Below are 15,135 nucleotides of genomic sequence, written 5' to 3' on the forward strand. Positions count from 1 at the left end.
CGGAAGCAATGGATGTATCGTTGCGCGGTCTGCAAACTTTCACAGCAGGAAACACAGCACGAAGCAAGGAGCTCGATGACCGCCACCGCACCCGTCCCGGTGCAGCACGGCCGACGCGCAGCCGGGGTCCCCACGGACTCCGCCGCACCCGGCCAGCAGCCGCTGATGACCCACCGCCAGATCCTCCTCGTGATCTACGGGCTGATGGCGGGCATGTTCCTGTCCTCGCTCGGCCAGACGGTGTTCGGTACGGCGATCCGGACGATCGGTGACGACCTGCACGGGCTCGACCAGCAGGCCTGGGTGACGACCGCGTACCTCATCACCTCGACCATCGCGACGCCGATCTACGGCAAGCTCTCCGACATCTTCGGGCGCCGGCCGCTCTACATCTTCGGCATCGTGGTGTTCATCCTCGGCGCCGTGCTCTCGTCGATGTCGACCTCGATGCTCATGCTCGCCGGCTTCCGCGCCGTGCAGGGCATCGGTGCCGGTGCGCTGATGTCGCTGCCGCTCGCGATCATGGGCGACATCCTCGCTCCCCGCGAACGTGCCAAGTACCAGGGCTACTTCCTCGCCGTGTTCGGCATCTCGTCCGTGATCGGCCCGCTCATCGGCGGCCTGCTCGCCGGTTCCTCCGAGATCCTGTGGATCACCGGCTGGCGCTGGGTGCTCCTCATCAACGTGCCGATCGGCATCGCAGCCCTCGTCATGGTGCTCGTCTTCCTGCACCTGCCGAAGGTGCACGGTGGCGACACCGCGAAGCCGAAGGTCGACTGGTGGGGCGCGACCGCCGTCATCGTCACGCTCGTCCCGCTCCTGCTCGTGGCCGAACAGGGCCGCACCTGGGGCTGGGGCTCGGCCGCCGCGATCGCCTGCTACGTCATCGGCGTCGTCGGCCTCGTCGCGCTGCTGCTCATCGAGTCGAAGATGGGCGACGCCGCGATCATCCCGCTGAAGCTCTTCCGCTCCGGCACGTTCTCGATGGCGACCGTCATCGGGTTCCTGGTCGGCTTCGCGATGTTCGGCGCCATGCTGACCATCCCGCTCTACCTGCAGATCGTCGTCGGCCTGACCCCGACCGAGTCCGGCTTCGCGACGCTCCCCCTCGTCGGTGGGCTCATGATCGCGTCGATCACGAGCGGCCAGATCGTCGCCCGGGTCGGCCGCTACCGGATCTTCCCGGTGATCGGCACGGCGCTGGTGTCCTCCGGCTACGTCGTCCTGACGTTCATGAGCATCGACAAGCCGCTCTGGTTCCTGATGATCGGCATGTTCCTCATCGGGCTCGGGCTCGGATCGGTCATGCAGTCGCTGACCCTCGCGTCGCAGGGCTCGGTCGAGGCCCGGGACATGGGCGTCGCCACGTCGTCCGCCACGTTCTTCCGCCAGATCGGTGGCACGCTCGGCACGGCCGTGCTGCTGTCGATCCTGTTCTCGGTGATGCCGTCGAACATCCTGCACGCGACCGCGAACCAGAAGGACCTCGGCGCAGCCCTCGACGCGGCGACGAACCCGACCGTGGCCACCGCGCCCGCGAACCGGGGCGTCATGGACGAGATCTGGACCCCGATCGTCACCCCGCTCGAGCAGAACGTGCAGGCCTCGCTCGACGACGTCACCGCCCAGGTGCAGCAGTCGACCGCGAGCGCCCCCGCCGCCGTGCAGGCCCAGGCCCTCGCCGCGGCCGCCGACCAGGCCCACGCCTCGGTGCAGGACGGCAAGCTCGTCGTCGACTGGTCGGACGCCGCGCAGCGGTCCTACTGGGTGGGCGAGCTCACCCCGGCCGTGGCGAAGCAGGTCTCCGACGGCAGCGGCTCCGGGTCGAGCACCATGAGCACGAACGACACCTCGTTCCTGACCGGTGCGGACAGCCGGCTCACCCGGCCGTTCATGGCGGGCTTCAACGCCTCGTCCGTGACGATCTACTGGGTCGGTCTCGGTGTGATCCTGCTCGCCTTCGTCCTCACCTGGTTCTTCCGGGTGCCGCCGCTCCGTCAGCGTTCGGCGCTGCAGGAGCGTGCGGACGCCGCGGGTGCGCAGCGCGCCGACGACGACCGGCTCTCGGCGGAGGACGAGCTCGAGACGGCCGCCGGCCTGGCCGCCGCCGAGGCGGGCTCCTTCACCGGCCCGATGACCGGATCCACCCCGACGCAGCCTGCGCAGCGCCGGTGACCGACCGGGGCGCCCGTCCGCTGTCCCCCTTCGTGGACGGGCGTCCCACCCCACCAGCACCAGGAGCCACCGTGACCACCACCCCCGCGACGACGACGGCGACGGAGCCGTGCTCGCTGCGTGAACGGAAGAAGCAGCAGACCCGCTCGGCGCTGCACGACGCCGCACTGACGCTCGTCTCGGCGCACGGCCTCGACGGGGTGACCGTGGAGCAGATCTGCGCCGACGCCGACGTTTCCCCCCGGACCTTCTTCAACTACTTCTCCTCGAAGGCGCACGCCGCGCTCGGGCTCGACACGGTCGAGGTCCCGCCGGCCGCCGCGACCTGGTTCGCCACCGCCGAGGGGCGCTTCATCGACGACCTGTGCGGCCTCGTCGCCGCCACCGTGCCCCTCTCGCAGGACCGGCGTCGGATGAAGGAGCTGCTCGTGCTCCGCCCGGAGATGGCCCCGATGGTCATGCAGTGGATGGCCGAGTCCCGGCAGTCCCTGCTCGCCACGGTCGGCACGCGGACCGACGAGCAGACCGCCCGCACCGCGGTGGCCCTCGTCATGTCCGCGCTGTCCGAGGTGGCCCACCGCGAGACCGTCGGCGGGCCGGACGAGCTCGCGGTCCGACTGCGCGCCGTGGTCGGCGAGATGGGCGCGCTCGCCTCCGCCTGATCGGACGCCTGCCTGCGTGGACCCGCAGGCCGTTTCGGCATCCCGCAGGAGTCCTCCCACCGGGCGCGAAGGCTGCCTACGCTCCTCGCACCGGCCGCACCCGACGGCCGGTGCCCTCGCCCCGCGGCGCGCAACGGCGCGTGTCGCGGGGCGACCACGCGCCCGCGTCGACGCGGGGCGACCACGTGTCCGCGTCGACGCGGGTGAACTTTCGCGCTCACCGACACGTCACGCGCGCACCGGCCCGTGGACTGTCGCCCAGCGCGTGGAGACGGTACCGCCCGTCTGACGGGAGGGACGGTGCCGGCTCGCACCGCGCCTCCCGTCCGACAGGTGGTCGCGTCTCAGGCGCGTGCCAGCGGGTCCAGCTGCTCCGGCGTCGCATCGGCCGCCTGCGTCGACCGGCTGAGCGCCTCGTGCCGCTCGTCCTCGGCCAGGAGCGCGCGGCCGGCGGCCGTCCCGTGCTCGAACGCGTCCGGGCCGACGAGCAGGCGGAGCGGCGGCTCGTCCATCGCCACGACCTGCAGCACGAGCTCGGCGACCAGGTCCGGGTCGCTCGCACCGATGCTCGTACCCCCGTGCATCCGTGCGGAGGCCCCGACGGTCGCCTCGTACTCCGGCCGGACCGGCGCGACCGTCATGGACGACCCCGCCCAGTCGGTGCGCATGCCGCCCGGCTCGAGGACGGTGACGCGGATGCCGAGGGCGCCGACCTCCTTCGCGAGCACCGAGGAGAACCCGCCGACGGCCCACTTCGCGGTCTGGTACGCGCCGAGCCCCGGCGTCGACATGCGCCCGCCGACGGACGAGACCTGCACGATGTGCCCGGAGCCCTGCTCACGCATGACGTGCACGGCCTCCTGGCTGAGGGTCACCACGCCGAACAAGTTCGTCTCGACCTGGGCGCGGAAGTCGGCGGGGTCGACGTCCTCGATGCTGGCGAGGTTCGCGTACCCGGCGTTGTTCACGAGCACGTCGAGCCGGCCGAAGCGCTCGACCGCGGTGCGGACCGCTGCACGGGCGGCGTCGGGGTCGGTGACGTCGAGCGCGACCGGGACGAGCTCCGCGCTGGTGAGGTCGTCGAGGGCGTGGAGGTCCCGGACCCCGGCGACCACCTGGTGACCGGCGGCGAGGGCTGCGGTGACGATCGAGCGGCCGAGGCCCCGCGAGGCACCGGTGACGAGGAAGACGGACATCATGTTCCTAACTGACTGGTTGGTTGACAGCATTCATGGAACACCCCCGTTGCTCGCTTGTCAACCGTCCGGTTGATAACCTGGACGGATGCCGATGCCCCGCGACGCCGACGCCACCCGCGCCCGACTCCTCGTCGCCGCCCGCGACGAGTTCGCGGCGGTCGGGATCGCCGGCGCGCGAGTGGACCGGATCGCCGCAGCCGCCGCGAGTAACAAGGCGCAGATCTACCACTACTTCGGCAGCAAGGACGGCCTGTTCGACGCGGTCTTCGACGCGATGGTCGCTGAGACGCTCGACGAGGTCACGATCGACGCCGACGACCTGCCCGAGTACGCCGGACGCCTGCACGACTCCTACGCGCACCGACCCTGGGTGCAGCGCCTGGCGACCTGGTACCGGCTCGAGCGGGGCGACACCTCGCACCCGATCGACGCCGTCGTGCGGAGCAACGCCGCCAAGCTCCGGGCGATCGAGGACGCACAGCGGGACGGTCGGCTGCCGACGACGTTCTCGGCGGCGGAGCTCCTCGGGATCGTGATCCACACGGCTGCGCTGTGGAGCGGTGCGACGCCGGAGTACGCCCGACTGACGGACGAGGTGGGGGCGGCTCGGCGGCGCGAGGTCGTCGTGGCGACGATGGCGGCGGTCGTGCGGGGCTGACGGGGCCCTGCGGCGCTCAGCCGCCCGTCGCGGCGACGGCATCGCATGGCCTCCGCGGTGGAGCCGACGTGACTACGGCTGCGCGTCGACGGCGACCCTCGAGCGCGCCGGCCGGTGCCAGACGAGCGCCGACCGGGCTGCATCCCGTGCGACCCGGATGACACGGAGCACCACGATGTCGTGGTCGCCCGCGCGGTGGACGCCCTCGACCGAGCACTCGAACCACGAGTGGGCACCGTCGAGGAAGACCGCACCGGACCCGGCGGCGGCGTACTCGATGCCGTGCAGGCGCCGCGCACGGTCCCGGGACGCCAACTGCGCCGTGTGCGGCCCGTGTCCGTCGCCGAGCACCGAGATGCCGAGCGTCGGCGCTGCTGCGAGGTCGGGCCACGTCGTGGACGAGTGCTGCACGGCGATCGTCGCCAACGGCGGGTCGTAGGAGACGCCGACGGTGAAGGACGTCGCCACCATGACCACGGGGGAACCGTCGACGCACGCGGCGATCGCGGCCACGACGGAGGGCACCTCGGCGATGGCCTCACGGATGTCGAGCGGGTCCTCGATGAAGTGGTCGTGCACGGGGTCCTCCTCGGGGAACGAGCGGTCGGGGACGAGCGGTCAGGGACGAACGGTCGGGGACGAACGGTCAGGAGCGGGCGAGCACCGCACGGGCCCGACGCTCGTCGGACCGCATCGCGGCGACGAGCGCGTCCGGCCCGCGGAACGTGCGCTGGCGTCGGATGCGCCGGCCGACGGTGAGCTCGACGACCGAGCCGTACAGGTCGCCGTCGAAGTCGAGCACGTGGATCTCGACCGTGCGCGGTCGGTCGGGGAAGGTGCTGTTGCTGCCGATCGACACGAGGGCCTGCCGTGGCGGAGCGCCGACGGGAGCCGCGAGCCATCCGACGTAGACCCCGTCGACGGGGACGGGGACGGCAGACTCGTCCTCGGGCCGGAGGTTCGCGGTGGGGAACCCCAGGTCGTGCCCGACCCCGGCACCGTGGACGATCACGCCGGTCAGGACGACCGGGGCACCCGGCCGGCCGGACAGCGCACGCGCGGCGACCACGGCACCGCAGGCCACGAGCGCGAGCGCACCGAGCGCGACCGCGTCACCCGCGGTGGCGAGCAGCACGGCCGTCGCGGTGCTGCCGAGCACGGCGCCGAGCTGCTTCACGGTGTTGAAGACGCTCGATGCCGCCCCCACCGTCGCGGGACCCGCACCGAGGACCGCGGCGAGGGAGAACGGCGACCAGACGAACGCGTTCGCGATCCCGAACCCGGTGAAGGCCGCGGCGATCGTCCAGAGGGGCGCCGCGGCACCGACGAGCACCGCGGTCAGTGCCACCGACACGACGAGCAGGACGGCTCCGACCGTCGCGGTCGCCCGGGGCCCGGCGGTGTTCGTCATGCGGCCCACGAACGGCGCCGAGGCGAGGCACGCGACCCCCATCGGCACGAGCACGAGGGCCGCCGATCCCGCACTCAGCCCGCGGGTCTGCTGCAGGTCGAGCATGAGCGGGATCGGAGCGGACCCGACGCAGAACGACGCGGCCGTGGCGCCCCACGACCCGGTCACGAAACCGCGGTCGCGGAAGAGGGCGAGCGGCACGAGGGCGCGGTCGCCGGCACGCCGCTGCCGGACGAGGACCGCTGCCACCACCGCGGCGCCGAGCAGGACCGCACCGCCACGGGCGACCGGGTCGGCGAGCAGCCCGGTGTCCGTGCCCTGCACGCCGACGACCACACCGAGGACCCCTACGGTCACGCCGACGACGGCGAACAGGGGCAGCGGGACCGCGATGCGCCGCGAGACGGGCACGAAGCGGAGGACCGCGATCGCCGTGACGATCCCGACGGGCACGTTCACGAGGAACACCGACGGCCACCCCCACGCCTCGACGAGCAGCCCGCCGACGATCGGCCCGGCGACCGTCGCCGCCCCGCCGCCGGCGCTCCAGACGGCGAGCGCGACGGCGAGCCTCGGCGGTTCGAACAGCGACCGGATCACGGTCAGGCACTGCGGGGTGAGCAGCGCAGCGCCGAGGCCCTGGACCGCACGCCAGGCGACGAGGGCGCCGATCCCGGGCGCGGCCGCGCACCCGACCGAGGCGACCGTGAAGACCGCGAGCCCGACGAGGTACACGCGCCGGTGTCCGAACCGGTCGCCGAGCCGGCCCGCCACGAGCAGCGGGACGGCGAACGCGAAGAGGTAGGCGCTGTTCACCCACACCGACGTCGACGCGTCGGCACCGAGGTCACGCCCGAGGTCGGGCAGGGCGACCGACACGATCGTGCTGTCGAGCAGCAGCATGAAGAAGCCGAGGCAGAGCCCGCCGAGCGCGAGCCACCGACGGGCCGGGGTCACCTCACACCGCCAGGTTCTCGCGGAGCGTGGCCCCCGGGTACCGCGGCGCGAGGGCCCCGCGGCAGCGGAGCTCCGGCACGAGCAGCTCGCTGAGGTCGGCGAACCCGGACGGCATCCCGAGCGGACTGGACAGCATGTAGCCGCCCCGCCCACCGGTCGCGGCGAAGTTCTCCTGGAGCGCGTCGGCCACCCCCGCGGCGTCACCGACGAGCATGTGGTCGAGGCCGGTCGCGGCGCGCCACCCGTGCTCGAAGAAGTCGTCGCGGTCCATCGTGTGGTCCTCCCCGAACTCGGCGACCAGGCTGCCGACGAGTCCGGCCGGGCTCGCCTGGGCGGCGACGATCTCGTCGCGCAGGTCCCCGAGCCGGAAGGAGGCCGGCAGCGTCGAGAAGTCGTACCCGGCATTGTGCGAGATGAAGGTCCCGACGGCCTCGCGGTTCCAGAACGACAGGAGCGAGTCCCGTCGGGCCTGGGCTTCGGCGAGCGTCGCGCCGACGATCACCTGGGTCGCCCAGAGGATCCCGACCGCGGCGGGGTCCCGTCCGGCGTCCGTCAGTGCCGCGTCGAGGGCGTTCCGGTGTCGGAGCTGCCCGGCGACGCTCGCCCCGAACCCGAACACGAGGTCGGCGAACGACGCACTCGCGGCGATGCCCCGCGGCGAGTTGCCCGCCTGCACGACGACCGGGTGGCGCTGCGGACTCGGGACGCTGGCGAGCGGCCCCCGCACCTTGAAGAACCGGCCGTCGTGGTCGATGGGGTGCACGCGCGACGGGTCGGCGAAGCGCCCGGTCGCCCGGTCGCGGACGATCGCGTCCGGCGCGACGGAGTCCCAGAGCGCACGGCAGACGCCGATGAACTCCTCCATCCGCTCGTACCGGAGGTCGTGGTCGACCAGGTGGTCGGAGCCGTAGTTCGCGGCGTCCGCACCGCGCGAGGACGCGACGACGTTGAACGCCATCCGGCCGCCCGTGACGTGGTCGAGCGAGTTGAGCAGCCGCGCGGTGGAGAACGGGTGCGTGAAGGTCGACGAGTAGGTGAGTCCGAACCCGATGTGCTCGGTCACCGTCGACATCGCCGCGATGACCGGCGACATGTCCTGCCGCGGCCACTGGATCCCCCACTCGACCGCCGGGTCGATGCTGCCGCGCCACGTGCTCGGGACGCCCGAGCCGTCACCGAAGAACAGCATGTCGACGCCGGCGCGCTCGGCCGTCCGGGCCACCTCCATGTACATGCGGACGTCGGGGAAGTCCTGGCCGACCCAGCTGCCGGGTGCCGCCCAGCGCCCCTCGGTGTGGGTGAAGGACAGGTCGTAGGCGATGTGCATGCCGCTCACGGGGCACCCACCGGCGACGCCGCCCACGCCTGCCACAGCGCGGTGGTCTCGGCAGCGTCCGTGACGACACCGACGTTGAGCTCGATCATCGTGAGCGCGGCGTCGTGCACGTCGATGTCGTAGGCGGCGGTGGCGTCCGACGGCACCACGACGGGCCAGCCGAGCTGCATCGCGTCCTGCGCCGTCGCGAAGACGCAGCACTCGGACGTGAGTCCCACGACGGTCAGCCAGCCGATCCCGGCGGTGGTGAGCCGCGCCTCCAGGTCCGTGCCGAGGAACCCGCTGTAGCCGCGCTTGACGACGCGGGTCTCACCGGGCGCCGGCGCCGTGCGGTACCACTCGGCGCCGGCGGTGCCGATGCGGCAGGGCTCGTCCTCCGGCATCGGTCCGTCGAGCGCACCGCCGCGCAGCCACGTGCTGCTGTGCCACGGGGCGGACGGGTCGCTGCCGAGCTCGACCCAGACGACGGGGACGCCGGTGGCTCGCGCCTCGTCGACGAGGGCGCCGATCCGGACGATCGCGGCGTCCACCGCAGCGAACGCACGGTCGTCGAGCCCGTAGCCGGCGATGCGCGCGGGTTCACCGAAGTCGCGCTGCACGTCGACGACGACGAGCGCCGGCGTGCGGCCACCAGCACCGGACGACGAGGGGCCGTCCAGCAACCGGGCGAGTCGCGGGTCGAGCCCGCCGCTGCCGCCGGTCACCGGACGACCGCCGCGTCGTGCTGGCGGAGTGCCGGCAGGACGGTCTCGCCGAAGCGCACCATGTCCTGGTCGTACTCGGGGAAGATCAGCATGAGGCCGTCGAGCTCGCCCCGGTCCACGATGTACTCGATGTGCTCCGTGACGGTCTCGGCGGAACCGGCGACGTACGCGGTCTGGAACGCGTCCTCACCCGCAGCACCGTCCGCCCACGCACGGGCCTGCTCGGCGGGGACGCCCCACGACGCTCGCATCGAGGCCAGTGCCTCGCGGTCGACGCCGGCACCCCACTCGCGCACCTTCCGCTGCGCGGCCTCGTCGGTCTCGTCCTGCACGACGGTGAGCATCGAGTAGGTCCGGCACACCCGACCCTCGTCGGCCGCGCGGTCGTGGACGTCGCGGGACAGGTCGCGCATCTCGTCGAGGCTGTCCGCTGCGAGGAACGCACCGTCGGCGTACTTCGCCTGGAACGCGCGAGCGGCCTCGGACTTGCCGGCGCTGATGATCGTCGGCCTGCTGGCCGGGTGCGGGCGGGACTCGCAGGCGTCGAGGTCGAAGTACGGTGTGTGCATCGTGACGCTGTCCTCGGTCCAGAGGCGGGTGACCGCTTCGGTCCAGAGCTCGGTCATCCGGTAGCGGTCGGCGTGGCTGAGGCCGGCGTCCCAGATCCCGAACTGCTCGAACTCGGCCGCGTAGGCCCCGTTGACGATGTTCATGCCCGCCCGACCCCCGGAGAGGTCCTGCAGCGTCGTGTACATCTTCGCCGCGACGGCCGGGTTGTGGACGTTCGCGTGCATGGTCGCCCAGATCTTCACGCGCTCGGTCGCCTCGGCGATCCCGGCCATCATCGTCATCGACTCGAGGGAGCGCCCCCAGTGGTCGGTGCTCCCGCCGAAGCCGCGCCACTTCGCCATCGACATCACGAAGTCGAGGCCGATCGCTTCGGCGTGCAGGGCTGCGCGCTTGTTCCAGGCGTAGGTCGCCTCGGGGTGGGGGGCGGTGTCGGAGAGCATCCATCCGCCGTTGCCGATCGGGAGGAAGATCCCGTACTCCTTCGCGGGCATGGTGCGCCGCCTCTCTGGTCGTTGCTCGGTGCGTGTCACGTCGTGCCGGGTGGGTCGCGCGTCCGCGCGACCCACCGTGGTCACGGCGCGGGCCAGACGGTCTCGCCGTCCTTCGTGATCGCGTCGATGTACTCGTTCGTGAACCAGCTCTTCGCGTCGTCCGCGGTCACCGAGCTCTTCACGATGTCGAACTGGTGCAGCATGTCGACGAGCTTCGACACGTTCTCGGGGTCGATGCCCCCGAGCGGCTGGCCCGGTGTCGGGTTGTCCGCGATGACCTTCGTCTCGGTCGTCCAGATCTTCGCGTTCTGCGCCTCGTCGTAGGTCGCGCCGGAGAGCTTCGCGGCGTACCCGACGCACTGCTTCGTCTTCGCGGCGCTCGACGAGCAGAAGTCGTAGGCGTGCAGGGCGGCGCGCAGGACGTCCTCGACGGCGGTCGGGTGGGCCTTCGCGAACGCGGGGTTCACGGCCATCGCGCCGATCGACGAGGGGATCCCGTAGTCGACGGGCTGCCACACGGTGACGTCGTCGCCCGCGGCCTCGAGCAGGTTCGGCTCGTTCGACACGAAGCCGGTGAGGGCCTCGAGACCGTTCTGCTTGCGCGGCAGGACCGAGGGGTCGTAGCCCTCCTTCACCAGGGTGAGCGAGTCCCAGTCCACCCCGGCCTTCTCCATCATCGCCCGGACGGAGGCGGGGACGTAGCCCTTGTGGCCGACGACCTTCCCGTCGAGCTGCGGGAGCTTCGTGATGTCCTTGTTCGTCATCAGGATGTCGAGCCCGGCGTTCGAGTAGGACGAGATGCCGGTGATGTCGATGCCGTTCGCCCGGGCCTGGATGAGGTCCTGCTCCGCGACGGCCGACACGGTCGCCTGGCCGCTCGCGAGGAGCTTGGTGTTCTGCGCGGTGTCGCCCGACCCGGGCTTGAGGGTGACGTCGAGGCAGAGGTCCTTGAAGTAGCCCAGTTCGTCGGCCGCGATGTACTCGAGGATCGACGCCGAGGACTGGTACTGGTAGCCGGACAGGTAGGTGATGGGGCCGGCGGCCTTGTTCTCCTTGCACCGTTCGGCGGAGATGGCGCTGCCCTCGGACGAGCCGGTGCCCGCGCTCGAGCCGGTGCTGCAGCCGGTGAGGGCGAGGGCCACGGCGGCGGTGGCGGCGAGGGCCGCGAGCGCGGCCGTGGTGCGGTGCGGGCGGGTGCGGTGCGGGTGGGTGCGGTGCTGCATGGTCACTCCTGTGGGAAGGGATGGGTGGTGCAGGGCGGGGGCGGGGCGGGGTGGGGTGCGGGTCGAGTGGGTCGGGTCGTTGCCGGGTGTCGGCCTGGAGGCGCGGCTGGCGTCGCGCGGGCAGGCTCGCGCCGACGGGTGGTGCTGCTGGGCCGCGGGGCGGCGTGCGGTGGCCGGGCGGTGCGGCGGGTGGCGGGGCGGCGGGCGGCGGTCGCCGTCAGTCGTTCGCGGTGCGGTGCCAGCGGAGGACCCGCCGCTCGACGAGCGAGATGAGTCCGAGCAGGACCACGCCCATCACCGCGAGGATCGCGATCGCGGCGTACACCACGGCGAGCTGGTTCATCGACGACGCCGTGCTGATCACGGTGCCGAGCCCACCCGTCGAGCCCGACGCGGAGAGTTCCGCCACGACCGCGCCGATGATCGACAGCGGGAACACGATGCGGAGCGCCGCGAAGACGAACGGCAGGGCGTTCGGGATGCGCAGGTGCACGAGCATCTCGAGGCGGGACGCGTCGATCGTCCGGTACACCTGCAGCACGGGCTGCGGGACGGACCGGAGCCCGGCCGCGGTGTTGATGAGGATCGGGAAGAAGCAGATGAGCGCCGTGATCACGAGCTTCGGCAGCGGGCCGAACCCGAACGCCACCACCAGGGCCGGGGCGATCGCGACGAGCGGCGTCACGTTGAGGACGATCGCGATCGGCATCACCGCGCGGCGGACGATCGGCAGCTCGCTCGTCAGCACGGCGAGGACGAACGCGGCCACGAACCCGATGCCGAGGCCGACGAGCGACTCGACGAGGGTGATCCCGGCGTTCTGCAGGTAGTAGGGCAGCTGCGTGGCGAGGGTCTCCCCCACCGCGGGCAGCGGCGGCAGCAGGTACGGCATCGTCGTCGCGCCGATCTGCCAGAGCACGGCGAGGACGGCGAGCATCACGACGAGGGGTGCCCAGACCGTCGGGCGGATCCAACCGGGGAGCGGCCGACGGGTCGCTGCGGCCTCGGACTCGGCGGTGGTGGTCGTGGCGGAGGCGGTGGAGGTCGTGCTGGTGGTGGTCATCGTGTCGTCTCCCTCAGGCCGCGTCCGTCGCACGCCACGCGCTGTGCAACCGCGTGCGGACGAGGTCCTCGTACTCGTGGAAGCGCCGTTCCTCGAACAGACGCTGGTTCCGCGGTCGCGGCAGGTCGATGTCGATGACGTCGACGATGCGCCCGGGGCGCGGCGCCATCACGACCACCGTGTCCGACATCCGGACCGCCTCGGACACCGAGTGCGTGACGAAGAGCACCGTCGTCCGCAGCTCGTCCCAGAGGTCGAGCAGCTGGTCCTGCAGGGCCTCGCGGGTGAACTCGTCGAGGGCCGAGAACGGCTCGTCCATGAGCAGCACGTCGGGGCGCAGGCCGAACGCCCGGACGATCGCCGCACGCTGTTGCATGCCACCGGAGAGCTGGGCGGGCAGCTTGTCCTCCGCCTCGCCGAGCCCGGCCATCCGGAGCAGCTGTCGCATGTCCGGGCCGCTGTCGGCACCGCGCTCCGCGAGGTCCTCGATCGCGGCGCGCCGACGCCCGGCACCGGGGTTGACCCGGCCGGCGAGGGAGACGTTCTGCAGCACGGTGAGCCAGGGCAGCAGCGCCGGCGTCTGGGGCACGAGGCCGATGAGCTTCGCCGCGCACGCCTGCGCCGGGGTGACGCCGTGGACCTGCACGTCGCCGCGGTCGGCGGGCTCGAGGCCGGCGACGAGCCGCAGCAGCGTCGACTTCCCGCAGCCGCTCGGGCCGATGAGCGACACGAACTTCCCGGGCTCGATCGTCAGCTCGACGTCGTCGAGGGCCACCATGGCGCTCGGACCGCTGCCGTACACCTTGCGCACCGCGTCCACCCGGACCGCTGCTGTGGTCATCCGTTCCTCCATACCGTCGGCGAGCACGCAGGCTCGGTCTCGTATGGCGGAGAGCGTGCGTCGCGAGCTCGGGTTCGTCTGCGACGCGGAAATCCGCTGCTGGTGACGAGGTTAGGACGCTCGTGTTACGGAGTCTGGCCACATGTGTTGCGAACGTGTGAACGACTGCACGAGGTCAGCGCTGCGAAGGCGCCGCCGTCCGCCCGTCCCAGACGAGCACCTCGATCCCGAGGTCCTCGGCGGCCACCGAGACCCACCCGGCGAGCGCCCGCGCAGCGGGTTCGGCGACGACGAGGACGGCCCGCTCGGCACCGGGGACGGACTGCCGCAGCCACAGCAGCTTGAACAGGTCGGCCATCACCTTGTTGCGCCAGGCCGGCTTGTAGGCACCCTGGTTCGCCACGAGCTGCACGACCACGCGGTCGTCGGCGTCGATGCCCTCGACCTCGACCCGGGCACGGTCGAGCACGACGGTGCGGGGACGGAGGACGAGCCCGAGTGCGGTCCCGGTGTCGTCGAGCATCCGCCGCTCGACGGAGTCGGGGGCGAACCGGCCCCAGTCGGAGCGGGCGTCGGGGACCTCGGTCATGTCGGCAGTGTAGGCGGCGTCACCCGCGCCGATACACTGTTATGAAAGAGCAGTTTCATAACAATCGATCGAGGATTGATGCAGCCGAGTCCGTACACGCCCGGAGAAGTCGCACGGATCGTGCCCGGTCGCGCCCGGCAGCTCGCCGAGGTCGACGAACGCCTCTCGACGCTCATCGACCTCGGGCGGCTCGTCGGACGGATCCGCGTCGACCACGCCGCCCGAGGATTCGGGAAGACGTCGCTGCTCCGCGAGTACCAGCGACGCGCGTCGGCCCGCGGCGCGGCGACGGTGTGGGTGACCGCGGGCGAGGAGCAAGGACTCATCGCGCAGATCGCAGCGAGTGTCCACACCATCACGGACGGCTTGGCCGAGCACGTCAGGACCGGGCTGCGGGAACGGATCGAGACACTGCAGCTCTCGGTCGGGGTCCCCGGCATCGCGACCGCGACCAGCACGTTCCGACCACCGACCGACGGTGACCGTCCGGACCAGTCCGGAGCGCGCGCTCTCGAGGCAGTGATCCGGGCGGCCGTCGCGGAACGACCACTGGTGATCCTGATCGACGAGATCCAGTCCGCAGATCCCTCGGGACTCCGGACACTGGTGTACGCCTGGCAGCATCTCCAAGCCGAAGGCGCGGACGTCCCGGCAGCCGTGTTCGCTGCAGGGCTCCCGAACGCACCCGAGACCATCGCCGGGATCGTCACGTTCAGCGAACGGCTTGCGTACCGCCCGCTCGGGCCGCTCCACCGCGAGGCCGAGGAGATCGCGCTCATCGGACCCGCTCGCGCACTCGGGGTCCACTGGACGCAACCTGCGGTCGACCGTGCGCTCGCGATCGCGCAGGGGTACCCCTACTTCGTGCAACTCATCGCGGATGCGGCCTGGACGGCTGCAGGACGGCCCGATCCGGGAAGCGCCATCGAGCTCAGCGCGGTCGAGCACGGACGCGACGCGATGCAGGCGGATCTCGATGCCTTGTTCCGAGCACGATGGTCTGCATGCTCTCCGTCGGAACGACGCATGCTCGCAGCCATCGCTGAGCACGGGGACGGGCCGGTGTCGCGCGCTGCGATCGCGGCGTCGCTGAACACGGGCAGCAACCAGCTCTCCACGCCCCGTGCACGACTGATCGACAAGGGACTCATCCAGCCCGCCGACCGCGGCACGCTCGAGTTCACGATCCCGGGGTTCGCAGCGTTCGTCCGCGACAGCGAGACGTAGGCACCACCCCTCGCGGTCAGCTCCCCCGC

The 15,135-nt window shown here is 71.9% G+C and carries 14 protein-coding genes; 4 read left to right on the forward strand and 10 right to left on the reverse strand.

What is annotated here, in order from left to right; genetic code table 11:
• Window positions 1–75 precede the first annotated feature (75 nt).
• Window positions 76–2,175, forward strand: coding sequence for an MDR family MFS transporter (locus tag HWD93_RS00660; RefSeq protein ID WP_181015145.1), 2,100 nt, complete (start codon window positions 76–78; stop codon window positions 2,173–2,175).
• 71 nt (window positions 2,176–2,246) lie between these two features.
• Window positions 2,247–2,837 carry a TetR/AcrR family transcriptional regulator gene (locus HWD93_RS00665; RefSeq protein ID WP_070416852.1) on the forward strand — a complete coding sequence of 197 codons (591 nt, stop codon included), beginning with the start codon at window positions 2,247–2,249 and terminating at the stop codon, window positions 2,835–2,837.
• Between the two features lie 344 nt (window positions 2,838–3,181).
• On the opposite strand, the gene HWD93_RS00670 is transcribed toward HWD93_RS00665, so the two are convergent.
• Window positions 3,182–4,033, reverse strand: a complete 852-nt coding sequence (locus HWD93_RS00670) for an SDR family NAD(P)-dependent oxidoreductase (protein ID WP_261645726.1) — start codon at window positions 4,031–4,033, stop codon at window positions 3,182–3,184.
• A gap of 88 nt (window positions 4,034–4,121) precedes the next feature.
• Between HWD93_RS00670 and HWD93_RS00675 the strand changes: the two genes are divergently transcribed.
• Complete coding sequence (locus HWD93_RS00675) at window positions 4,122–4,694, forward strand: TetR family transcriptional regulator (protein ID WP_261645727.1); 573 nt, start codon at window positions 4,122–4,124, stop codon at window positions 4,692–4,694.
• A gap of 72 nt (window positions 4,695–4,766) precedes the next feature.
• Here the strand turns inward: HWD93_RS00675 and HWD93_RS00680 are convergent, their stop codons facing one another.
• The 9 genes from HWD93_RS00680 to HWD93_RS00720 form a co-directional block, all read right to left on the reverse strand.
• A complete protein-coding gene (locus tag HWD93_RS00680) occupies window positions 4,767–5,273 on the reverse strand; it encodes a flavin reductase family protein (RefSeq protein WP_261645728.1) in 507 nt (168 codons plus the stop codon).
• Window positions 5,274–5,340: 67 nt separating this feature from the next.
• Complete coding sequence (locus tag HWD93_RS19395) at window positions 5,341–7,062, reverse strand: MFS transporter (protein WP_261645729.1); 1,722 nt, start codon at window positions 7,060–7,062, stop codon at window positions 5,341–5,343.
• A 1-nt stretch (window position 7,063) separates the two neighbouring features.
• Window positions 7,064–8,389, reverse strand: a complete 1,326-nt coding sequence (locus HWD93_RS00690; protein WP_261645790.1) for an NtaA/DmoA family FMN-dependent monooxygenase — start codon at window positions 8,387–8,389, stop codon at window positions 7,064–7,066.
• A gap of 5 nt (window positions 8,390–8,394) precedes the next feature.
• Window positions 8,395–9,102: a cysteine hydrolase family protein gene (locus HWD93_RS00695; RefSeq protein WP_254790805.1), complete on the reverse strand. Its 708-nt coding sequence runs from the start codon at window positions 9,100–9,102 to the stop codon at window positions 8,395–8,397.
• A complete protein-coding gene (locus HWD93_RS00700; RefSeq protein ID WP_071295311.1) occupies window positions 9,099–10,163 on the reverse strand; it encodes an LLM class flavin-dependent oxidoreductase in 1,065 nt (354 codons plus the stop codon). The genes HWD93_RS00695 and HWD93_RS00700 overlap by 4 nt, the downstream gene beginning before the upstream one ends.
• A gap of 80 nt (window positions 10,164–10,243) precedes the next feature.
• Window positions 10,244–11,386 (reverse strand): ABC transporter substrate-binding protein, encoded by a 1,143-nt coding sequence (locus HWD93_RS00705; RefSeq protein ID WP_261645730.1) that lies wholly within the window; start codon window positions 11,384–11,386, stop codon window positions 10,244–10,246.
• A 217-nt stretch (window positions 11,387–11,603) separates the two neighbouring features.
• Entirely contained in the window at window positions 11,604–12,449 is an 846-nt protein-coding gene (locus tag HWD93_RS00710) for an ABC transporter permease (RefSeq protein ID WP_083295048.1), read from the reverse strand.
• Window positions 12,450–12,462: 13 nt separating this feature from the next.
• A complete protein-coding gene (locus tag HWD93_RS00715) occupies window positions 12,463–13,290 on the reverse strand; it encodes an ABC transporter ATP-binding protein (RefSeq protein ID WP_261645731.1) in 828 nt (275 codons plus the stop codon).
• Window positions 13,291–13,465: 175 nt separating this feature from the next.
• Window positions 13,466–13,879, reverse strand: coding sequence for a hypothetical protein (locus tag HWD93_RS00720; protein WP_070416859.1), 414 nt, complete (start codon window positions 13,877–13,879; stop codon window positions 13,466–13,468).
• Window positions 13,880–13,957: 78 nt separating this feature from the next.
• Here HWD93_RS00720 and HWD93_RS00725 point away from each other — a divergent pair, with 78 nt between their 5' ends.
• Window positions 13,958–15,106 carry an ATP-binding protein gene (locus HWD93_RS00725; RefSeq protein WP_261645732.1) on the forward strand — a complete coding sequence of 383 codons (1,149 nt, stop codon included), beginning with the start codon at window positions 13,958–13,960 and terminating at the stop codon, window positions 15,104–15,106.
• The last annotated feature ends 29 nt before the right edge of the window (window positions 15,107–15,135 follow it).

The organism is Curtobacterium sp. C2H10 (assembly GCF_025407985.1).
GTDB lineage: Bacteria > Actinomycetota > Actinomycetes > Actinomycetales > Microbacteriaceae > Curtobacterium.

Coding starts and splice junctions, on each gene's coding strand:
- HWD93_RS00660 (WP_181015145.1), top strand. CDS start 76: ATGACCGCCACCGCACCCGTCCCGGTGCAGCACGGCCGACGCGCAGCC.
- HWD93_RS00670 (WP_261645726.1), bottom strand. CDS start 4,033: ATGTCCGTCTTCCTCGTCACCGGTGCCTCGCGGGGCCTCGGCCGCTCG.
- HWD93_RS00675 (WP_261645727.1), top strand. CDS start 4,122: ATGCCGATGCCCCGCGACGCCGACGCCACCCGCGCCCGACTCCTCGTC.
- HWD93_RS00690 (WP_261645790.1), bottom strand. CDS start 8,389: ATGCACATCGCCTACGACCTGTCCTTCACCCACACCGAGGGGCGCTGG.
- HWD93_RS00700 (WP_071295311.1), bottom strand. CDS start 10,163: ATGCCCGCGAAGGAGTACGGGATCTTCCTCCCGATCGGCAACGGCGGA.
- HWD93_RS00705 (WP_261645730.1), bottom strand. CDS start 11,386: ATGCAGCACCGCACCCACCCGCACCGCACCCGCCCGCACCGCACCACG.
- HWD93_RS00710 (WP_083295048.1), bottom strand. CDS start 12,449: ATGACCACCACCAGCACGACCTCCACCGCCTCCGCCACGACCACCACC.
- HWD93_RS00715 (WP_261645731.1), bottom strand. CDS start 13,290: ATGACCACAGCAGCGGTCCGGGTGGACGCGGTGCGCAAGGTGTACGGC.
- HWD93_RS00720 (WP_070416859.1), bottom strand. CDS start 13,879: ATGACCGAGGTCCCCGACGCCCGCTCCGACTGGGGCCGGTTCGCCCCC.
- HWD93_RS00725 (WP_261645732.1), top strand. CDS start 13,958: ATGCAGCCGAGTCCGTACACGCCCGGAGAAGTCGCACGGATCGTGCCC.